Below are 20,557 nucleotides of genomic sequence, written 5' to 3'. Positions count from 1 at the left end.
ATAAAAGACCCGAATAATTTTAGGGGGTGACTCTTTGTTTGAAAGGAGTAGAAATTCAACCGCTGGTTGAGCCGACCATTTACAACATTATTGTCTAATGAAAGTTATGATGTCAACTGATTTTGATTACTTAATTAATGCGAGATATTTATTCGATTAAAGCAAACGCGAACCAAAATTACTGATGAAATTTAGTTTCTACCTCTTCAGGCTGTGGAAAAATTTCATCAATTCCACATTGGAGTAGGTGAATGATTTCATAAATTTTTTTCGCATGATGCAGGAACAGAGCCTCTTTCTATTCGACTTAAATAGCTTGCCTCGACACCTAATTTATTAGCTATTTCAGCTTGTGTTATAGAGCGCTTTGTTCGGGCAATTTTGAGATTCATGCCAATTATTTTTTGCACGGGCTGCATTCAAAATTTCCACAGATAAAAGAATAAATCTTCCCATATTGCAGACAACCAACCCATGACATATAATGAAACTTATTGACATATATATCAATATCGTTACTTTTTTATCAAATACTTAACCCCTGTAGCAATTAAAAATATGAAATTAGATTCTTTTGTCGCTCAAATTATTGCCGCAGCCAACTTTGATCACTTCACGACCAGCGATGTCCGATCAGCATATTTTGCTTTAAAGAATGACTCATCATTAGAGCCAACCAGTGTTAGGCGGTTCATTTATGCAGAACTATTAAAACTAGTGAATAAAGGTTGGTTAATTAAACCCAAATCGAATAAAAAAGGGCTTACCCGCTTTCATAAAACCGAACTTTTTGACAGTCAGCAAATAGCTTTATTGGCTGAAGCTACCACTAAAGTATCAGATAATACAAATGATGCTAAACAAGACAAGTTAATCACTAAGTTAAATCATTATAAAGCTGAATTATTATTGAATATTGGCGAATCAGAAGCTTACAAGGAGCTGTATTCTGAGTTTCCCGAGTTAGTTGATGAAATACAACCTCAATTTAATAAAGCTAAAGATAATAATACTAGAATTTTAGGCAAGATAAGGGCTATTGAAGGCTTACTTGAACAAGAGAACTTATGAAATTAAGACAGTGGCAATCTGAGTGTATTGATTTAGCCTTAGCTCAATACTTAAAGGGGCATAGCCACTTTTTAGCCTTAGCAACGCCAGGCGCGGGCAAAACGATAATGGCTTCGGAATTGGCTGATCAGCTACTTAAAAGTGACCAAGTGGATTTAGTGGTTTGCTTTTCCCCTTCTTCCATCGTTGCTAAAGACTTTAGTGAAAGTTTGCACCTAAGAACACAAGAGCGTTTTGACGGCTTGATTGGTGCTAAGGGTAGATCACTGACTTATCATAATCTACAGTACCTTGATGCAAGCTTTTGGCGGCTGTTTGAGCGTTATCGGGTATTTGTGATATTTGATGAAATTCATCATTGTGCTGGTTCAAATGTTGATAATGCCAACGCATGGGGTGAGCAGATAATCCTTAACATTCAAAATAAGGCAAAATTTACACTGGCATTAACAGGCACTCCGTGGCGATCAGACGCTGCTCCTATCGTTCTTTCTAACTATACACACCCTAATAACAAAATAGCCTGTGATTACGTTTACGGGCTTTATGAGGCTATTCATGATGATGTTTGTAGGGTTCCTCAAATAGTTGCCATCGATAATACAAATATTTCGGTTGTTGATATCGAGGAAACTAAAACGTTTAATAGTTTTAAAGCGCTTTTATCTCAGTCAATCATTCCTTATCAGGAGATTATTGAGAATGAGGCGGTGATGGAGTTTTTAATCGCTTCTGCACATAAGAAATTATCAAAAATTAGGCGAGTTAACCCTGACGCTGCGGGGTTGGTTGTTGCTTCATCGGTAGAGCACGCAAACCAAATATCGATGTTGATGAAGTCGTGTTTTAACGAAGATTCGATAGTTGTAACGTACAGGGAAAGTGACCCAACGAATATTATTCAACAATTCAGACATGCCAAGAGTAAGTGGATAATATCTGTCGGCATGATCAGCGAAGGTACGAATATCCCCCGTTTACAGGTTTGTTGTCACCTGACCAATATCAAAACTGAAATGCACTTTAGGCAGATATTAGGTCGTATTTTAAGAATGACTGGCTCAAAAGAACCAAGAAGCGGTGATGTATATGCCAGCTGAGCCTAAGTTGTTGGAGTATGCCTATCGCGTTAAGCAAGATGTTCCTTTTGAAGCTGATGTGGTTAAGTTTGAAAAGATGAAAGCTGAGGTTGTTGACGATTTAGAGTTTACAGAAAAAAAGGATGTTGTTTTCGATAAGGCTTCACCATTAAAGCCTAATGCTGAGCTTACAGTTAGTGTTTTTGGAGCTAAAGCTGAAATTGTAGACTTTGATGAATCTAGTAATGCCGTTGATGATCACTATCTAACAACTTCGTATGAGAAAGTGGTCAATATATTTGGTCGTTTTAAGCAGGAAACGATAGCGTTGGGGCTGAGTGGGTTGAGGTGATAAATATATTGTTAATTATATATTGCAAATATACTCCCAAACCCTATACTTGTCAAAACACAAAAAATGACAAGTTGGAATTATAATGAACAGAATGAAAGATATCAAGAAAGTGCAAACGTTAGAAAACAAAGCCTTAACAACTCAAGACCTCAAGAAGTTCAAAGAGGCTTTGAAAGAGAATGGTTACGCGCAGCTTCAAGATTTATTTACGATGATTTTGAATACAGGAGCAAGAATTAATGAAATATTACCGCTGAAATTTATAGATATTAATTATAAATCTAATTCAATATCAATTGAGTCTATAAAAACCAGCACACCGCAAATACGCACTATCATATTAAATGAAGAATGCATTGAGGTGCTATCAACATTACAGCATGAATACCCGAATGATATTTTTGTCTTTCAATCTAGAAGTAGTAAGAATCAAAAAAATAAGCCTGCATCACCGATCTCTAGGCAGTATGTAATGAAAGGTTTTAAGACAGCGAGCGATAGTACTGCATTACCAATCACAGTTAGTTCACTAAGACGCCACTTTGCCACACACATGTCATTCATAGCCTCCTCACATAAAGTTGATCATAAATATTTAGCACAACTTATGGGGCACGAAACCGTGACTACGACTAAAAGTTATATCAATCGAGAACTAATAGCCGCACCTGAAGCAAACCTAGAGCAATCACAAAAAATGGATAATGGATTAGAATCGTTACTAAATTCTGCAATATCAAATAATAGCAGTGAATTGTCGGATATCGCTAAAAAACATGGAATTTCAGAAAGTGATTTAAATATTACTTTGAAAACAATACAAAAATTAAAAGAAAGCACTTAAGCTTAGGGGTGATATGAACAGATATACTCTTATCACCCCTAAAATCTACACAATAGAAGAGCTTACTGACCTATTCGATAACAACGATACATTTAGTTTTAATCGAGTAGATAATATTGTTATACAGTTTGGCACTACCTTTCAGCACCTCGGACGCATCTGTTATACAGATTTTAAAACAACCAACAAAGATAATCGAACTCTTAAGGTTAACTTAAGATCCATCGATATAACTTCAACTTCATTCGCTACAAAGCTGATTACCTATGTAGCTGACTTATTGTTAGATGGTAAAAGACCCCGTACTTTAAGTGGATTTACCAGCTATATGATTAGTCTATTTAAGCGCATTCATACTGACGGGGTTAAACTACAATTTAATAAGTTTTCCATTCAAAGTTTCATTCACCACTATACAGATCATTTATTACACGAAATTAAAATATATGACAGAGACTTAAAGTTAGGTTTATCAACTCACACAGCGCAAACCTATCAAAGTAGAGTTATTTCATTTTTTGCATATGCGATAAGTGTTGAAGAAAGTGAGTTGACCGGCGGGTTATTTATAATTCAACGTAACAATAACCAAGTTCAATCTGCCCTTGCTTTAAATGATGAGGCTTTTGCCAAACAATTTAGCTTATACACACAAATATTCAGACAATTCAGCAATATAGTATTAGACCATATCGAAATCCCGACATCAGTAGATGTAAATAATGAACTATTATGGATAGCACCGTCTTATAACCAATGGTTGAAGCCAAAACATAAAAAGACAATTGGGATGCGTGCGTTCAATTATGATACTGGGGATTTTTATTCTGTTGAAGAGCTTGAGTTGTTTGCTCATAACAAAGGAAAAAAAAGGTATCAATTAGGCCAGCATGTAAGCCAAGCAGAAGATGCTAACGTTAAAGTAAATTTAGAATACTCAAAATTAAGATTATTGCTGGCTGCATGGGCTTGTCGAGCTTATTTCATGCATTTTTTGATAGTGACAGGTGAGAATGATAGTACTGCCGCATCGTTAATTTTTGAGGATGAATACCTTACGGATAAAAGCGAACAGAACTTCAAAAGTATAAAATGGAGAGCTAATGGCATTACCGTTAGTTACGATATTCAAAATGAGTTTGTGGCTGATTTTCAGCGCTACATCCAACTGAGAAGCTACTTAATTGAATATTACCAACAAGATTATAAAGCTCTATTTATTAGTGCTGCAGTAAGTAAACTATCTAGCTTAAGCACCAAAGGAGATGTTTCTTGCTCTTTTAGAAAGCTGTTCTCAACCCAATTCACCGGCGCTCCTTTAACAGGTACAAGTAAGTCTTTTCGAGTAAGTAAGTCACTATGGGTTAGAAATAATTATGGTAGTGGAATCAGTAGCTATGTCATGCAACATAATAAAAAGTCTGCTGATTCACACTACACGAATAAAGATACAGAAAAGTCAGCTGAGCAGATAACTGATTATTTTGCTGAGTTAGATAAACAACTCTTAAAAGAGCCTGTTATATCTGTTCCTATCCCTAGTGGCAACTGTTCTGAAGAGTCAAAGCCTGAGCCGCTGAACTCCCTTCCCTCAAATAGCCCTATAACGGTTAGCTGTGGTAACCACGAAGGCTGTTTGTTTTGTAATAAATATCGAGTTCATGCAGATGAAGCTGATATCAGAAAGCTATTGTCAGTAAAGTATTTAATAATACAAAGCCAAACTTCATCTGCGTCACAAGAGCATTTTGATAGCGTTTATAAGCAGATATTAACACGTATTGAAGATTTGTTAGGCTTCATAGGCGACAAGAAGCCTGATTGTTTAACTATTATTAAAAACGTTCGTAAAGAGGTATTTGAACAAGAGTTACTGTCGGAGTATTGGTATCGTAAGTTGGAGTTATTAGAAGAATTGGGGTTGCTATGACTTATGATTAATAGCTACATCATTATTTCCAGACGTGCTCATCTAAAGTGGAAACAAAATGATATCTGTATAGGTGAAGTTATTGTAATTAGATAGCTTCGTCAACGCTCAACTAACTAATAAACCCAACATGATTATCACCAACCGAATACGCAACTATTTGACTTAACTCTTGTAAGCTAAAACCAGATTCTTTTTTCCATTGATTGAACGTATCTTGAATTATTTTCAAATTACGTTTTGAGGTTAACCCTCCGTCAATCAGATTATGAGACCTAAAATAAGTTTCAACGTCCCTGCTGAGAATAAAAGTATCAACACCTAATTGGCGAAGTGCGTAAGGACCTGTATTCCCGCCTAAGCGAGCGCCGTGCTTTTTAAGATGCAACCAAAGACCGGTAATATCATCAGCAGGCCAGTCTGCCAACCACTTACTAACAGAACCATATTCGTCACTCAGTTCTTTTAGCCATATAGCATTATCCCGAACGGTTTTAACCTTGGTATGATTACGGATTATTTTTGGATCTGCAGCTTTACGCTCAAGCATATCGTCCGGCATCATTATTAGCTTATCAATGTCAAAATTCCAAAAAACCTCTTCAAAACCATCCCATTTTTTATTAACAACCGCCCACACAAAACCCGATTGAAAAATTTTTCGTGTGAACTCAGCAAGCACCTCACTATTACTTACCAATAATAGCTCGTCATAAGTAAGAGGTTTAGATAATAAATGAGATAAAGCCATTTCTCCGCCTTTTCGCTCAGCAGCTCGGCGATAAAGATTTTCGAATTTTTCCATTAGGTAGATCGTTAACATTTTAGATATGAGAATAGTTTACAGGAGATACCGCTAAGGTAAATATTTAGATTAAGTATCCATGCATATAGCCAAAGAAAATTGTAACTAGACTAACGTCGTTAAAGAGCGATGAGCAGACGTTGAGGTTTGCTAAATATCGTAGTTAACTGATTGGTCAAACTGCTCTTTGCGCGTATATCCATGAAAATAAGCGACGCGCACATATTGTTCTATTTATCTTTGCTCAAATGTTTTAGAAAACTTAGAGATAGTAATTCCTTAGGTTGTTTGTTAAAACTATATAATGTAGAAAAATGAGCGTTAAGTTGGCAGAAATATGCGTGTCGCATAAATACTAAAATGTTATGCATCTATAAGGGATTTCCCATGTTTGAAGACTTGATAAAAGAAATGGAACGGATGAATGGCCAGTCGGTATCTGTAGTAATCGAATCGGATGAAAAGGGATATATCGACAAGCAATGCCCCAATGAAGACTGCGAGTTCATTTTTAAAGTCAATGAAGAAGATTGGGCTAATATCTTCAAAGACGAAGCTGTATGGTGCCCGTTTTGTCGTCATGAAGATCCCTCCGATCAGTGGTTTACTATTGAGCAAGTCGAACATGCTAAAGCTGAGGCGTTTGCCGTAATTCAAGGGAAAATTCATAACTCCCTCCTTTCTGGTGCTCAAAAGTTCAATGGGCGTCAATCGAAAAACAGCTTTATCTCAATGTCAATGAAAGTAACAGGCGGCTCTAAAAGAACACATACAATTCCAGCAAAGGCTGCGGATCTTATGCAGCTGGAAATTCAATGTGAAAACTGCGAATCCAGATTTTCTGTTGTAGGTAGCGCATACTTCTGTCCCGCGTGCGGTCACAACTCCGTGACTCGTACGTTTAGAGACTCATTACGGAAAATTCGGGCTAAGAAAGATAGTGTCGGTGTTGTTAAACAGGCGCTAATCGAGACAGCAGGCAAAGATGAAGCAGAGTTAACATGCAGATCGCTGATTGAGACGTGTATTAGTGACGGAGTAGTTGCCTTCCAGAAATATTGTGAAGGTATGTATGACGTTTTTGGAAAGGCTCCGTTCAACGCTTTTCAGCGTTTAGAACAAGCTAGTGAGCTTTGGAAAAAGGCGGTTCAAAAAGGGTTTGATGAATGGATGAGTAAAGACGAAATCAATTTACTTCGAATTCTATATCAAAAGCGCCATTTGCTCGCCCACAATGAAGGAATTGTGGACGAGAAATACCTTGAAAAATCAGGTGATAACAAATACAAAGAAGGTCAGCGCTTAATAATTTCGGCCAACGATGTGGAAAACCTAGTGGTCTGTTTGGAGAAATTGTCTATCGGTATTGAAGAGGCGTGTAGCGATGCATAACAAGGCGCTGCATTCGGAAAAGATTACTCGCTCTGCTCCTAATTTTCCGGTGAGCGCGGCGTTAGTATGTTGTCCATCATTCATCACTTAAGGTAAATCAATGTCACTAATAATGAAAACGCCAGCTAATATCGATGAACTTATTAAAAATGCTAATTGTAAACATGATTGGAAAACTCGATTCTCAGCGTTAGAAGAACTAAAAAAGTATGATTGTCAAAAATCCCGAGATGTTATAACTAGATTGGCTTTACATGACAAAGTTTTCAAAGTTAAAGAAGAAGCTGTTCGAGCTGCTCAAGCGTTGGGCATTACTAAAAATGGAAAAGCAATCAGCTTAGGCAAAAAAGATATCGGATTTAAACCTAAAGATATCACTAAACTATTTCTTAGAGTTAAGCGTGAGAAAAATATAGAAGAGTTTAACCTTGAACAATTCAAAGCAGGGTTTAAAGATACAAACCCTGAAATGTATGACGTACTTAATTTTGACAAAGAAAGTAAGTTTGACGCATGGGTTGAAACTACATTTAAAGGGTTACCCAAAAAGTAGGTACGCTAATAAGAGCTTCAAACGGCTAACCCCGTTTTAGTGGCGTTATTTGTAAAGAATGTTTGGGAGTAGAGTTATACTCCTCCCAACAACCGTCCGGTCGGGTTGCTACCACCAAAGCATGACCGGTTTTAAACCTAAATATGGTAGCAAAGTCTGAGCCGTCTCTTTCCCGATCCCACATGAGACTGAGGCATTGTTAAAGGAGTGAGTCTATGACAAAACCTACTTTGGCGGGTTCAGCAAGCTTGCATCTTCGGTTAGGTGCTTTTGGTGTATTGTTTACAGCTTTGTCTGTGGCATTCTTACCATCTGTTGCGTTCGCGTTGACACTAGTAGCATCAATTGTACTAGCCAAACTGTAATGCTTAGGTGCGTATTCAGTTAGGCTGGCGCACCGCCCTCATTTTACAAATCACAAGCGAATAAACTACTTGAGCGATAATTGAGGCAACTATGAATAAAAAAGAAGATTGGTCAGTTTTGAGAGGTCTTACTGAACAAATAAAGCAATGCGATGCTCAAGGATTAGTTACTCCAAGTATTGCTATGAGTTTTATTTGTATCGATGCAATGGCTAGTCTTGCTAGGCCATCAGGTAACAGTAGAGTTACGCGCGCAGACTTTATTGGCTGGTGCGATAAGTACTTAAAGTCAAATACTCAACAACAGTATCAATATTCGGGGAAAGATGTATATGCTGCTAGATGTGCGTTACTTCATACTTATGGCACAACAGCTGAATTACATGATAAATCTGATATCATGAAGTTCTTATATCATGATTGTAATCATCTTACGCATCAATTATACGCAGAAGAAAATACGGTTGCTATCTCTACTAAGTCATTGGTTATCGATGTTTGCAACGCCGTTGATAGTTTTATAGCTGAGTGTACTTCAAACGCTTCGCTTGGTGATTTAGTTGTCAGTCGACTTGATGAAGTAATTACAGTGGTTCCGTATTTAGCACGTAGCTAACAAGCTGTTAATCATGGCGTTACCAATGACCGCAATTGGCACATAGCGGCCCATCGCTCTAAATTGTTTTTGTCCATAAATGAGTTAGGCCTTATGACGGCAATGCCGGATCACTTGTCGCTAGATAACCCAAGGCTAATGTCCGCTTTCGTATCAAAGTGAACATTAGGTGGGGTGATTTTATTATGTGAATTAGGTCTTCTTTGTGGCAAAAATTAGCGTTTAGAGATAATACTTCACAGTCAGCAATGTGCCAACTGCTGCCATTCAACAATAACTTAACAACATAAATTCAATTGTGAGAACGGACGTTAAACTAATTTTTGGAAAGAAATGTTTTAGAACAAGCGCTTCAATGTCTAAAATACCAATAGCAAACCTAATGGACATTACTCAAATCAACCAAGCTTAATATTGTGCTAAGTCCGATACGACTCAGCACACAGAACTAAAAATGTTGAATACAAAACTAAAAGCTGGAGAAGAGATATAACTCCTTATCTCAAAGGTATATCACGAAGTAAAGCGATACCTTCTTGATGTTCCTTTTTCATCTCTGAATCTAAATTGATTGCCAATGATAGATACATTATGGAGTTTCTGACTAACTTTATTAATGAAAATAGTCGAACTTCAAGGTCATCAACCGTTATATGAAGTGTATGAGAAGAAAGCTTTTGTTTTTCATATCGTTGAGAGTTTAAGCCCGCAAGTTCATCTTCAAGCTTTTTTTGCTTAGCCCTATTTTTTTGTTCTAAATCCTTGTTTTTCGACCTTCGAGCGTTTGCAATTTTCTGGTTTATTTCGTCTAACTTGGTTTCCAGTTCTGAATAACCACTATTGAAGCGCTCAGTTGATAGCTTATTTACGATATCGAAGTTAGTTATCAAGTGGTATGACTCTGCGTCAACAACAACCAAAGAGCGATGTTCCATAGCGTTTCTAATTTCGCTAAATTTTTCAGCACTCGGATTAATCCATTTTGAGACTGATTCAAACCCTTTTACATCTCTCAATTCTTGTAGGATAAAGAAAAGAGCATTGATGAAGTGGTTTTGACCACCTTCCAACTTCTCGTTTGGCTTCCAACTTTTACCATTGAGCTTTTGGAATAGCTTATCAATGTAGATCTTATTGTCTTTTGATATGTCATTCAGATCAAAGAAGCGGTGAATGAAATAAGCAATTTTATCGAAAAGAGAATATAGGATTTTGAATGCAGATTTCAAATGACTGACTTTCAAATTATCAATCGCACCACAACGAGTATCTACGTGCTGAAAGGTCTTGTTAGAGTAATGAATTTCATCATTTTCAATAGACATTGCTTGATACATTAAGTATCTCGCATAACAGTAATCATTTTTAATCTCATCGTAGTTTCCGTGATAAGTCAGTTCATCAGTTTCACTGAGTAAATCATTGAAGCGTTGAGTAAATGAAGATAAACCAAGTACATCTTGATAAACTATCTCAGACTTACATACATCATTTAAATCGTTGATAAATAGCCGATTATCAGCACACCATGATAAGTATTTCTTCTGTCTGTCAGATTCAAATTGCTCTTTAAATTCATCAAAATAGTTAAATGAATCATTTTCATAATTTTCGTGATACCAGCTTCTAAAATGATGAAGCCGTCCACCCTCATCAATTGGGATACGCTGTTCTGGTTCAAGCAACTCCTCAAAAGGTTTGAGTTCTTCTAACAGTTTCGCAGCAGTATAGTAATGATATTCTCTATGTCCTGAGTCATAGATAGAATCTGCTATAAACAGTTCATTTCGAGCCTTTGCAACGTAGGCAACCGGATTATTGTCTAATCGTATTGCTTCATCATAAAGTTCAATACAACATAATGCTCGCCCTTGTGAAGAAAGGTGATTGGCTAAGTTTGTACAGATCATTGATTTTAACCTTATGGTATTAGGTGAAGCCTCAACGCTGTTTATCACTGCTAATGCTTTTCGATAGCAAACAGCTACTTTTACCATCTCTTGTGAGTACCACTTGGACGTTCGAGGGTGATATAAGGCAGAATAACAATTAGCCAATGCGTAATAGTATTGAGCTTCATAAAGTGCTGAATCGAACTGGTACTCATGTGCTTCGTGCTCATCTACGTAGACTTGCAGTTTTACTAAATCACCTGATAGCAGCAGGTCATCTGCTTTTAGTGAAAACTCTACCAACTGTTCATACTTCATCCTAAACCCTTACCTAAAATATCAGCTCTCATATTGCACCTTAACTTAATGAATTTCATCTTAAATTTTCAATAATTCGTCCAACTTTTCATTCTTGTCTTTTGGTATAAAAAGCAAATAAAACATAGCTTTACCTATTCTAAATGCACTAATAACATATAAATATTCTAAGGTTGAACAACTAAGCAGTGTGCAACGCTACAAAAACTTACCACTGCACTTAAGGCTCTTTATAGATTTCTTAATGGAATTTACTGAAACATAAACTGGACACTTCACTTTGGCTCGAAGTTTAACGTTGCTAGCACGCAGTGGGGCAAAGGTGAGCCAGCGCTGATCTGGCTGACTCGAAGGTGGACAAAACTATTAAATCATGCGGCATCACTAAGACGGAGGCTTTCGTAATAGTCTTCCGCCAGAGCGGTCATTTTGAACTCAGCATCTACACCAGCGATTTTCTCAACGGCACCTTTAATTTCCTCTAGATCGACACTGAAGAACTCCTTACGAAGGTTAATTGCATTAACACGTTGAGAATGGAATTCACGATGCAAAGCTGTTTCGAGTGCAGGTGCATCATCAGTATAAATCATGGCATGTACGTCAAATGGGAATGGTACACTGGCATCACCAAGCTCTTTAACTCTGTCCATAGGCTCAAGTCTGCGCGTTAAGCCTATCTTGTAAACATCTTCTCCAAAGGAACCAATGTTACTTATCACGTACACATAGCCCTTACGAGTTTGTTCCGCCATACTCTTGGCACGTTCTTCTTTGGCTTCAGCTTCGGCTAATTGCTGCTCTAGAATGGCTATTCTTTGTTCCATTTCACTACGTTCTTGTTCATTAGCTTGAGCAAGCTCTTGCTGAGCTTTATCAAGAAGGTTTCGATACATTTTTTCTTCTTTCTCAGCTTCAGCAATAGCTTTTTCAAACTCCTTTATTGCTCTCTGCTCTTCACGAATTTGCTCTTTGATAAGCTTCTGCTCGGCAATTTCTTCCTGCTTCTTCAGGGTATATTGATACTGAAGCTTACATTCTTCGAATTTTAGTTCGATGTAGTCAATATCAAAGCCGCACTCCAGTGTCGCAGCTGACTTTTCTAGATTGTTTGCTAGTTTCTCGATTCGTTCCAGCGTACGACCAAATGAGCTTGGAGAAACCTTGCCAATAAGCATGTCACATTCAATATTGAACGCAGTTAGCATTAGCTTAACTTGACCATTGAGGATTTTTTTATTCAAAGGCTTATCATTAGAAATAACGGTCGTTTCTGGGAAGGTGACTGCGGTTTTGGCTTTAATCATGTCTTTTTGTTGCTGCCGTATGTCTTTGATCTCTTCAGAATAGCGAGTTGATGTTTCGTAGAGATATTGTGGCATTTCAAAGTGACCATGAGCAGTATATTCATCGAGTCGTGAATACAAGTCTATCCCACCCATAAGCTCGTTCAGATCCTGTTCGCTCTTTTCAATATTGGCATTAAGTTCATTTAGAGTGTTTTGAGCCGCGTCAAGAGACTGTTGCTGTTCTAGAATATTAACTTTAAGAGAGTCATCTTGTCCTTTCAAAGCTTGTAGGTCGGCAGTTTCAGCGTTAATTTTGAAAAGCGCCTGCTTTGCTATCTCATTAGTTTGCTGTAGTGATTCATTTACTTCCTTTAATGTCTCGTGCTCTTCTTTGGCTTTCGTTAACGCTTCATCAATTGACTTGTACTGTCCAACTTTTTTATCCGCAGAGCGTTTCGTCACTATATAGGTCAGCAAAACTGCTAACAAAGATATGCCTGCTAATATCAGTAAATTATTATCCATTGTTTACCTTAAAACCTCTTGTATGAATTGCTTTCTAAGGGCGGCTCGTTCTTCGCAGCGGTCTTGGTACTCTTCATTTGCATTTGATAGCGCATTTTTAAATGCTTGCTTTGCTGCGGATTGTTGCTGTCTTACTTGCCGCTTTAGTTCTCGCTGAGCTTCGCGGGTGGCTTGTTTGTTGGCCCTATCTATAGCTTTAACAACCTTTATAGCCGTCCTTAAACCACTTCCTCGTCTGGCCAATGCATTTCTCCTCTGAGCAAATTAGAATTATGCTTCCGATGCTAGCACAACAAAATTGGAAGGGTTACATTGAAATCAAACAGATTGCATAAAGTCTATAGCTGTGAGAGCGCTAAGGTTTCAAATATCTATGTTTCTCACAGGTAGATTAGCCCCTTGCTTTGGGTTAGAAAAAATATTCCAAATGATGGCGTGGAGAGTAATGGCGCATGCAGTCGCTGACTCATTTTGGGGCATAAATGAGTTAACACCACAGTCCGCAATTGCTAAATGAAGTCATAAGGTATTCATTGATGTTATTGTCAGTAAGTTGGAGGCTCATCAAATTGGCAACGCCTACTTATTTACATATATATAAAATAATTAGCTATTTATAACTTGGTGGCAAAGTAAATGTGATTTCCTGTCAATATTGAATGTAATTCTGTAGGATTGTACAATAAGAATAATATGGACATATGTATGCACTTATCACATATTTTGTCTATAAAAAACCATTCACTTTATGGACACGCTAGATTCATGTTATTTAATTATTTTATTCATAAATCAAAGCTTTACCTGAGTCCATATTGCAATTCCTTATGGGTGACCTTGCGCGTAGTAGAAAATAAATGGCCAAATTTCGAAGAGAGCTTTTTTAATTTTAATATCGAAAAAATTTTGATGATGCCAGAAGAAATGATGGAACGAAAAGCTAGCGATCCAAAAATCATTCGTAACTTTAACAAAGTAAAAACCATTAAAGCTAACGGGCAAATGATTTTTGAAGAACAACAAAAAGGCCATAGCTTTGCTGAATTTATTGCTAACTGGCCCAGTAACGATATTATCGGTTTATGGGCCTATTTGAAAAAGCACGGTCAGCGTCTTGGCGGTAATACCGGACCTTATGCTTTGCGAGCGTTAGGCAAAGACACGTTTATTCTTAGCCGAGATGTCGAAGCGTATTTTCGCGCTCATGATATTATCACCGGCGGCATTCAAACTAAATCGAGCTTGAACGCTATACAAGCAAGCTTTAATCGCTGGCAGCAGCAATGTGATTTATCACTAAGCCAGCTAAGTCGTCTTATTGCTTATGCAACGGGCGACAATCATATTCATTTAGAAGAAGTCGCCAATGTTGAATAAAGTTGCCGTTGCCTATGTTGATGCTGTCGACATCGACAAAGCAAAAAAAATTGCCAAAAAGTGGCAACTTGATTATATCGGCGATATTGCCGCGGTAAAAAATCATCCTGAACTATTGTTCGCCTTACAAGTTAACCTACAACGCTTAGAGCTAAGTAAGCTTGATGAACCCAAACTAGGCGCTATTTGCGTTGATTTTGTTGATGGTGCCACAGCCCATCGCCGTAAGTTTGGCGGTGGTCGAGGTCAAGACATTGCTAAAGCAGTCGGATTAAAACATGGTTTTACCCCGAATGTACTCGATGCCACCGCAGGCTTGGGCCGTGATGCTTTTGTGCTAGCTACTTTAGGTTGCTACGTTACCATGATGGAGCGTATGCCTATCGTTGCCGCTTTATTAGAAGACGGTTTAGAACGCGCTAAGCTAAGCACTGAAATTAATGATATTACCGACCGTATGCGCTTAATTAATTCCTCATCGATTGAAAATATGACCTTAGCCGAGCCGCCAGATGTGATCTACCTTGATCCTATGTACCCACACCGTGAAAAATCTGCCGCCGTTAAAAAAGAAATGCGCGTATTTCAGTCACTAGTGGGTGAAGATCTTGATGCTGACAACTTACTTGCGCCAGCCATTGCCTTAGCAAAGTACCGCGTTGTCGTTAAACGCCCTAGTTATGCGCCACCACTGGCAGGAAAAACGCCTTCAACCAGTATTAATATGAAGAAAAATCGCTTTGATGTTTATGTTAATCAGGCTATTCCTAGAAATAACTAAATTAACCAAGGTAACTTAGGGTTCTAAACTTATAGATTTTCGAAAGTTGCCACAATATATTAGGATTAAATAGTCTAGTGAATAGGTACATCAGTAACATTTACAACAACTAAAACTTGGACGGTTCGATATAGTTTAATCGAGCTTGAGCAAGCCTAATATCAAGTCTATATAATTGTTGTAAAAACTACCCACGCTATCATTCACCTATCTGCTAGCTAAAAAAATAGACAACTAATCCATCTTAAAGTCTAAACGTACAGTGGCGTATGCTTCAGTAGGCTTTCCATCTTCAAATTTAGGTGCGTAGCGCCATTTTTCTAATGCCGCCAAAGATGACTTCTCAAATTTACTGCCACCTTCAGAGTTTAATATTTTTGCCTCTTTCACGGTGCCAAAATCAGAAACAGTAAAACCTACCTCTACCCAACCTGTCTTGCCTTTTTTAGCATAATCCATTGGATATTTAGGCTCAGATCTAAATAAAGGCATTTGGTCTTGACTATCATCCCACGGTTTCATTGAACCAATGGCAATACAATGTTTAGTTGCTTCATCACTTTTATTTGATTTTTCTAGCGCGTGAATCATATATGCATGAGTGCTTAACGCTAAAGGGTGCGTGCCCCCTTCTAGTGACTCAAATACAGGTAAATTCATCTCCCAATGTTCAATCGCTTGGCTATATTTTTGTCGTGCTGAATAATATTTACCCGCATAAAAATTAGCTCTAACTACGCGCTTATCATTGTTAGGTAAATTTTCTGCAAAAAACTTTTGCGCCGTTAAAATAGTGCTACTTTTTCTAGAGCCTGCACGAAGTAATTCCATTCCCGCTTCTAATTGTATTTGCGCATTAAAATAAGGATGTTCTTTTTCATTTTCTTCAGCAATATTTAAAGCAGATTGGTAATAACTAATCGCTTTTTCACTTTCGTTATAAGGCAGAGATTGGCCTAAAAGAATATAGATTTCAGCAAGCTCTATAGCATTATCCCCATATTCACTTTTGAAAATATTTAAGGTTTCTAAGAGAACTGGCGTTGCTGCTTTTTCTTGATTTTTATTGAGGTATTGTTGAGCTAATATTAGCGCTAAATTTGCGGTATTAATATCAGTGTCACCATAGAGCTGTTTGCCTAACTCGTAAGCTTCTTTTGCATATTTAAGTTGCGCATCTAGGTCATCACTTTTTACCGCATCTTGATATGAGTAATAAGCAGCTTTGAACTGAGTGTTTAATGTTTCTTCTGAGTTTGCGTTAGTGCTAAATAACAGAGCTGTTATTATTAGGTATAAATAAGTCCATTTTAGAGTCATGTATTTTCCTTTAAATATAGATTCTTCTTTAAATTGAAGTCCGTTCAGTATTGCCAACATGATTTCACGTTTAGGTAAATATTTCAATCGCTTGACCTACGTCTTAAGTATAGATACATAAGTTAATTAGCAAATGCCATGAATAGACTTCTGATACTGTTCGCTACTGCACAACAATTAGGTTTATCGGTGAAAGAAAATAGTCGTTCAAGCGTACCTCTATATTGATGATACAAAAAGAGCCGATATTCTCCTGTGGTACGGCTGAGAAATTCTGAATACAATCAATATGAGCGGTTTGTAAGTTTAATGAGTTTTTATTTTTTTAGGATAATACGATGAGCAACACCATACCTAAAATCGTCGTTATTGGCGGTGGAGCCGGTGGATTAGAGCTGGTAACTCAATTAGGACATAAGCTAGGAAGAAAAAAGCACGCAGATATACTCCTTATTGATAAGAATCGTACCCATATTTGGAAGCCATTACTACATGAAGTTGCAACGGGCTCTATTGATCCCGATTTAGATGGTGTGGTTTATTCTGCTCATGCTGCTAAGCATCATTACCGATTCCAGTTAGGTACTTTTTACCAACTTGATCAAAGCAAAAAATGTATTACTCTAGCGCCACTTTCTGACGACTTAGGCCATGCTATTTTACCTGAGCGAACTGTACATTATGACTACCTTGTTATTGCAGTTGGCAGCGTAAGTAACGATTTTAATACCCCTGGCATTAAAGAACATTGCTACTTTTTAGATTCAAATCAGCAAGCAGAACGTTTTCAGCATACCTTACTTGATAGCTTTACTCGTTTACATCAAGACGACAACCAACAACAATCTCTCAATATTGCCATTGTAGGTGCTGGCGCAACTGGGGTTGAGCTTTCAGCCGAGCTATATCATGTATCAGAGCTGTTAAAGTTATATGGTTTAACTAACATGTCTTCTAAGCGCCTACATATTCACTTAATTGAGGCAGGTCCGCGTATTTTACCCGCGCTGCCTGAGCGTATTGCCATTAGTGCCAAACGCGAATTATTAAAGCTGGGTGTGAATGTGCGTGAACAAACGCAAGTAAAAGAAGCCAGTGCGCAAGGCTTTATTACCAAAGATGATGAGCATATTAATGCTGACATTATGTTATGGGCAGCAGGTGTTAAAGCCCCTGACTTTATCAAAGACTTAGCTGTGTTTGAGCTCACCCGTAGTAATCAAATTCAGGTAAACCAATTTTTACAAAGCACAGTCGATGACAGTATTTTTGTTTTAGGTGATTGCTGTGCCTTTACGTTAGACGATGGTAAGCAAGTGCCACCTCGTGCACAATCAGCACATCAAATGGCACAATGTATTGAAAAAAACCTTATTGCGACACTAAAACAGCAACCATTGATAAAATTTAAGTACAACGACTATGGTTCATTGGTTAATTTATCGCGCTACAGCACGGTAGGTAACTTAATGGGTAACCTCACCAGTAATAGCTTTTTTATTGAAGGTAAAATTGCCCGCTTTATGTATGTGTCGTTATATCGAATGCATCAACTTGCTATTCATGGCGGCGCTAAAACCTTGGCGTTGTGGATCAGCGAAAAAATACTGCGCGTCGTACGTCCAAAAATGAAGTTACATTAATTTGCATGGGTTATACACCAAGTCTATTAAGCTCTGAGTGGGAAGAAACTTAGTAACATTGGTATTACTTTAACCTTCGAAAGGGTTTCGACACGATAATTAACACACTGTTTTTTTTAGATTTTACAACGCAAAACCGACTCTTTGATAGGTAGTATTATTAATATTTATCAGTAGAGCAGGGGCAAGCACTTAATTTGTGTGTTTATCGCGTCACCATCAATACATTTGTCACATTAGTGTCATCTAACCTTAACCAAACTGTCATATAAAAACGTGAGAATTCGGCATCGTTCAGAAACATTAGTTACAGGGTTGGATGCCAGTGCGGGTTTCAAGTTTTTCAAAAGTATCAGTGATCGCGGTTAGTTTATTTGCCGCCGTTTTTTTAACCACCATGTACCATGTCGGTAATTCACTCACTATTAGTCGCGCACAACTCGCCGACTACCAAGCCCTAAAATCAGCAACTACTGTTAGCTTTTATCGTACCATTGCACAATACTTACAATCTGGCGATGCAGCTTTACTAACTAGGGCACAACAGCAATTGGCGCGGATCAACCAACAAAGCAAAAAACTCAATTTACCCGTTCTAACCGCTAATCTTGAAAAAAACACCGCAAAACTGGATCATGACATAAGCACTAAATATCGTGCCTTAGGCAAACTGAGTGGTGACCCATTTGTGTTACTTCGTAATGCTGAGCAAAGCATGTTGTCGCTAACCTTTACCCTCACTGAATATGCACAACAAAGCAAAAGCTTAAACTCGCAACAACGCCTTGATTACTTAGTCAATTGCCAGCTAATTACCAAAAGCTTAAATGAGTTGATCCACAGCCGAGAAAAATTCTTTATCACCAATACTAATATCGATACCAATAGTACTGGCCATATAAACATTATCAACGCAGAATTAAAAAATCTAATAACTAAGCTAGCAAAAATGCCGGCGTTAGCTATATATGCTGAAATTGACGAAGATGATTTTTTTGCTGATGAAGAAAACAGTGAAGATTTAGCAGACGAAGTGATCGATGAGCTAAGGTCACTTAGCAATAGGTACCTTAGCGAGTTTAACAGCACCTCAACACTTAAGCTAAACAGCCAACAAGGGCTTCAACAGTTAATTGCTGATGTCGAAATATTAGAGCAAATCATACTGACCGGTGAAACTACCATTGTTGATGAGCAAAAAGAATTAAATCAACAATTAATGTTAATTGTTATCGGTTTAACAACATTTTTAATATTTTTTTTAGTGGCTAATTATGCCTTACAGCGCACGGTTATTTTAAATCCACTACGCAAATTACGCGATAGCTTTGTCGCCTTAGTCGAACAAGGTAAGGTTGATAACATTGAAGGGATTTCGGTTAAAACCGAACTGGGTGAAATATCTTCAAGCTTTAATCAAATGGTTAATAAGCTCGCTAACGATGATCGACAAAAAGCCCACCAGCTTGATCTGGTTGCTAATGCCCTAAAAGCGATGGAAAGCCAAGTACAAAATATCTATCAATCTTCCGCCAGCACCAGTGAGCATGTACAAGGCGCACGTCAAATTATGGCAGCACTTGGGCAAGCTACTGAAACAGTAAACGACTTATCAGGCCAAGTGGTTAACAATGCGCAAGCCACTCAGCAAGCAATGGAGGCGAGTCAAGCACGCGTCGGACAAGTATTACAAGCCAGTGAGTCAACCAATATTGCTGCACAACAAAGTAAAGACGCAATAACCTCACTTTCGCAATCAGTTAACAGCGTAACCTCGATTGTTGATGTTATCGCCGCCATTGCTGACCAAACCAATTTACTGGCATTAAATGCCGCTATTGAAGCCGCTAGAGCAGGAGAACACGGCCGAGGGTTTTCTGTCGTTGCCGATGAAGTCAGACAATTAGCTGGGAAAACACAAGAGTCATTACAACAGATTTCAGCCAAACTCGAACAATTACAAAGTGCAACTAACTCGATTCAATCCACCATTATTGACATAGAAACCGCCTCCGCCAATCAGCAGAGCATTGCTGATGAATTACAAAAAACGGCTATTGAAGTTACTGAACAAGCAAAATTTTCTGCTGAAGTTGCCTTAAACACACTGCAACAAATCACCCTACAGCGAGAACATTTCATTACCTTTGAAACCGCAATGAGCAATGTCGATCAAGAAGTTAGCCAATCACAACAATTAGCAGAAAATATTGCACAAGACGTTAATAGCCATGTTTCGGGTATTAGCGAAACCTTGCAACAAGCTAGCTAAGACCCATCCGTCTATGAAAGCGCTATCTTAGTGAGAATTTAAAAGCTCAGCGGCACAGGTTTGTAGTTCCTGACCAAACCTCAGTACCGACATCCATTTAGGCAAGGCATTGATAGAAGATAATGGCTTA

General features: G+C 38.0%; 18 protein-coding genes and 1 pseudogene. 13 read left to right on the top strand and 6 right to left on the bottom strand.

Annotation, left to right across the window (positions count from 1 at the left end; translation table 11 throughout):
* Positions 1–257: 257 nt before the first annotated feature.
* A complete protein-coding gene (locus FGD67_RS11785; protein WP_257171382.1) occupies positions 258–419 on the bottom strand; it encodes a helix-turn-helix domain-containing protein in 162 nt (53 codons plus the stop codon).
* A 139-nt stretch (positions 420–558) separates the two neighbouring features.
* Between FGD67_RS11785 and FGD67_RS11780 the strand changes: the two genes are divergently transcribed.
* The 5 genes from FGD67_RS11780 to FGD67_RS11760 all read left to right on the top strand — a co-directional run bounded on the left by FGD67_RS11780 (position 559) and on the right by FGD67_RS11760 (position 5,279).
* Positions 559–1,071 carry a hypothetical protein gene (locus FGD67_RS11780; RefSeq protein WP_257171381.1) on the top strand — a complete coding sequence of 171 codons (513 nt, stop codon included), beginning with the start codon at positions 559–561 and terminating at the stop codon, positions 1,069–1,071.
* Positions 1,068–2,171: a DEAD/DEAH box helicase gene (locus tag FGD67_RS11775; protein WP_257171380.1), complete on the top strand. Its 1,104-nt coding sequence runs from the start codon at positions 1,068–1,070 to the stop codon at positions 2,169–2,171. The genes FGD67_RS11780 and FGD67_RS11775 overlap by 4 nt, the downstream gene beginning before the upstream one ends.
* Complete coding sequence (locus FGD67_RS11770) at positions 2,161–2,502, top strand: hypothetical protein (RefSeq protein ID WP_257171379.1); 342 nt, start codon at positions 2,161–2,163, stop codon at positions 2,500–2,502. Before FGD67_RS11775 ends, FGD67_RS11770 begins: the two co-directional genes overlap by 11 nt.
* A gap of 85 nt (positions 2,503–2,587) precedes the next feature.
* Positions 2,588–3,349, top strand: coding sequence for a site-specific integrase (locus FGD67_RS11765; RefSeq protein WP_257171378.1), 762 nt, complete (start codon positions 2,588–2,590; stop codon positions 3,347–3,349).
* Positions 3,350–3,362: 13 nt separating this feature from the next.
* Positions 3,363–5,279 carry a hypothetical protein gene (locus tag FGD67_RS11760; RefSeq protein ID WP_257171377.1) on the top strand — a complete coding sequence of 639 codons (1,917 nt, stop codon included), beginning with the start codon at positions 3,363–3,365 and terminating at the stop codon, positions 5,277–5,279.
* A 112-nt stretch (positions 5,280–5,391) separates the two neighbouring features.
* On the opposite strand, the gene FGD67_RS11755 is transcribed toward FGD67_RS11760, so the two are convergent.
* On the bottom strand, positions 5,392–6,084 hold the full coding sequence (locus tag FGD67_RS11755) for a DNA-3-methyladenine glycosylase I (protein ID WP_257171376.1): 693 nt from the start codon (positions 6,082–6,084) through the stop codon (positions 5,392–5,394).
* A 387-nt stretch (positions 6,085–6,471) separates the two neighbouring features.
* On the opposite strand from FGD67_RS11755, the gene FGD67_RS11750 reads away from it, so the two are divergent.
* The 4 genes from FGD67_RS11750 (at position 6,472) to FGD67_RS11735 (ending at position 9,010) form a co-directional block, all read left to right on the top strand.
* A complete protein-coding gene (locus FGD67_RS11750) occupies positions 6,472–7,476 on the top strand; it encodes a hypothetical protein (protein ID WP_257171375.1) in 1,005 nt (334 codons plus the stop codon).
* A 100-nt stretch (positions 7,477–7,576) separates the two neighbouring features.
* On the top strand, positions 7,577–8,029 hold the full coding sequence (locus tag FGD67_RS11745; protein ID WP_257171374.1) for a HEAT repeat domain-containing protein: 453 nt from the start codon (positions 7,577–7,579) through the stop codon (positions 8,027–8,029).
* A 215-nt stretch (positions 8,030–8,244) separates the two neighbouring features.
* Positions 8,245–8,394 (top strand): hypothetical protein, encoded by a 150-nt coding sequence (locus tag FGD67_RS11740; RefSeq protein WP_257171373.1) that lies wholly within the window; start codon positions 8,245–8,247, stop codon positions 8,392–8,394.
* A gap of 91 nt (positions 8,395–8,485) precedes the next feature.
* Positions 8,486–9,010, top strand: coding sequence for a hypothetical protein (locus FGD67_RS11735; RefSeq protein ID WP_257171372.1), 525 nt, complete (start codon positions 8,486–8,488; stop codon positions 9,008–9,010).
* Between the two features lie 497 nt (positions 9,011–9,507).
* On the opposite strand, the gene FGD67_RS11730 is transcribed toward FGD67_RS11735, so the two are convergent.
* The 3 genes from FGD67_RS11730 to FGD67_RS11720 all read right to left on the bottom strand — a co-directional run bounded on the left by FGD67_RS11730 (position 9,508) and on the right by FGD67_RS11720 (position 13,277).
* Positions 9,508–11,220 (bottom strand): LA2681 family HEPN domain-containing protein, encoded by a 1,713-nt coding sequence (locus tag FGD67_RS11730; protein WP_257171371.1) that lies wholly within the window; start codon positions 11,218–11,220, stop codon positions 9,508–9,510.
* A 371-nt stretch (positions 11,221–11,591) separates the two neighbouring features.
* The gene (locus tag FGD67_RS11725; protein WP_257171370.1) at positions 11,592–13,034 is read right to left on the bottom strand and encodes a DUF4041 domain-containing protein; all 1,443 of its coding nucleotides are present in this window, start codon (positions 13,032–13,034) and stop codon (positions 11,592–11,594) included.
* A 3-nt stretch (positions 13,035–13,037) separates the two neighbouring features.
* Positions 13,038–13,277, bottom strand: a complete 240-nt coding sequence (locus FGD67_RS11720) for a hypothetical protein (protein WP_257171369.1) — start codon at positions 13,275–13,277, stop codon at positions 13,038–13,040.
* Between the two features lie 600 nt (positions 13,278–13,877).
* Here FGD67_RS11720 and FGD67_RS11715 point away from each other — a divergent pair.
* Together FGD67_RS11715 and FGD67_RS11710 are read left to right on the top strand one after the other, a co-directional pair.
* Positions 13,878–14,411, top strand: a pseudogene (locus FGD67_RS11715) (DNA-3-methyladenine glycosylase I); the annotation flags it as partial.
* The gene (locus FGD67_RS11710; protein WP_257171368.1) at positions 14,401–15,192 is read left to right on the top strand and encodes a class I SAM-dependent methyltransferase; all 792 of its coding nucleotides are present in this window, start codon (positions 14,401–14,403) and stop codon (positions 15,190–15,192) included. The pseudogene FGD67_RS11715 and the gene FGD67_RS11710, both read left to right, overlap by 11 nt.
* A gap of 234 nt (positions 15,193–15,426) precedes the next feature.
* Here FGD67_RS11710 and FGD67_RS11705 read toward each other — a convergent pair whose 3' ends face one another.
* Positions 15,427–16,512 carry a TonB family protein gene (locus FGD67_RS11705; RefSeq protein ID WP_257171367.1) on the bottom strand — a complete coding sequence of 362 codons (1,086 nt, stop codon included), beginning with the start codon at positions 16,510–16,512 and terminating at the stop codon, positions 15,427–15,429.
* Positions 16,513–16,850: 338 nt separating this feature from the next.
* Between FGD67_RS11705 and FGD67_RS11700 the strand changes: the two genes are divergently transcribed.
* Together FGD67_RS11700 and FGD67_RS11695 are read left to right on the top strand one after the other, a co-directional pair.
* A complete protein-coding gene (locus FGD67_RS11700) occupies positions 16,851–18,155 on the top strand; it encodes an NAD(P)/FAD-dependent oxidoreductase (protein WP_257171366.1) in 1,305 nt (434 codons plus the stop codon).
* A gap of 325 nt (positions 18,156–18,480) precedes the next feature.
* Positions 18,481–20,427, top strand: a complete 1,947-nt coding sequence (locus FGD67_RS11695; protein WP_257171365.1) for a methyl-accepting chemotaxis protein — start codon at positions 18,481–18,483, stop codon at positions 20,425–20,427.
* The last annotated feature ends 130 nt before the right edge of the window (positions 20,428–20,557 follow it).

Source organism: Colwellia sp. M166 (assembly GCF_024585285.1).
Classification (GTDB): Bacteria; Pseudomonadota; Gammaproteobacteria; order Enterobacterales; family Alteromonadaceae; genus Cognaticolwellia.
Note: the sequence above shows the minus strand (reverse complement) of the source record. Positions and strands in the feature narration are given on the sequence as shown.

Excerpts from the sequence above, each read along its gene's own strand:
- FGD67_RS11745 (WP_257171374.1), top strand. The coding sequence starts at position 7,577 with ATGTCACTAATAATGAAAACGCCAGCTAATATCGATGAACTTATTAAA.
- FGD67_RS11710 (WP_257171368.1), top strand. The coding sequence starts at position 14,401 with ATGTTGAATAAAGTTGCCGTTGCCTATGTTGATGCTGTCGACATCGAC.
- FGD67_RS11700 (WP_257171366.1), top strand. The coding sequence starts at position 16,851 with ATGAGCAACACCATACCTAAAATCGTCGTTATTGGCGGTGGAGCCGGT.
- FGD67_RS11750 (WP_257171375.1), top strand. The coding sequence starts at position 6,472 with ATGTTTGAAGACTTGATAAAAGAAATGGAACGGATGAATGGCCAGTCG.
- FGD67_RS11725 (WP_257171370.1), bottom strand. The coding sequence starts at position 13,034 with ATGGATAATAATTTACTGATATTAGCAGGCATATCTTTGTTAGCAGTT.
- FGD67_RS11730 (WP_257171371.1), bottom strand. The coding sequence starts at position 11,220 with ATGAAGTATGAACAGTTGGTAGAGTTTTCACTAAAAGCAGATGACCTG.
- FGD67_RS11765 (WP_257171378.1), top strand. The coding sequence starts at position 2,588 with ATGAACAGAATGAAAGATATCAAGAAAGTGCAAACGTTAGAAAACAAA.
- FGD67_RS11755 (WP_257171376.1), bottom strand. The coding sequence starts at position 6,084 with ATGGAAAAATTCGAAAATCTTTATCGCCGAGCTGCTGAGCGAAAAGGC.
- FGD67_RS11740 (WP_257171373.1), top strand. The coding sequence starts at position 8,245 with ATGACAAAACCTACTTTGGCGGGTTCAGCAAGCTTGCATCTTCGGTTA.
- FGD67_RS11705 (WP_257171367.1), bottom strand. The coding sequence starts at position 16,512 with ATGACTCTAAAATGGACTTATTTATACCTAATAATAACAGCTCTGTTA.
- FGD67_RS11785 (WP_257171382.1), bottom strand. The coding sequence starts at position 419 with ATGCAGCCCGTGCAAAAAATAATTGGCATGAATCTCAAAATTGCCCGA.
- FGD67_RS11760 (WP_257171377.1), top strand. The coding sequence starts at position 3,363 with ATGAACAGATATACTCTTATCACCCCTAAAATCTACACAATAGAAGAG.
- FGD67_RS11735 (WP_257171372.1), top strand. The coding sequence starts at position 8,486 with ATGAATAAAAAAGAAGATTGGTCAGTTTTGAGAGGTCTTACTGAACAA.
- FGD67_RS11775 (WP_257171380.1), top strand. The coding sequence starts at position 1,068 with ATGAAATTAAGACAGTGGCAATCTGAGTGTATTGATTTAGCCTTAGCT.
- FGD67_RS11770 (WP_257171379.1), top strand. The coding sequence starts at position 2,161 with ATGCCAGCTGAGCCTAAGTTGTTGGAGTATGCCTATCGCGTTAAGCAA.
- FGD67_RS11780 (WP_257171381.1), top strand. The coding sequence starts at position 559 with ATGAAATTAGATTCTTTTGTCGCTCAAATTATTGCCGCAGCCAACTTT.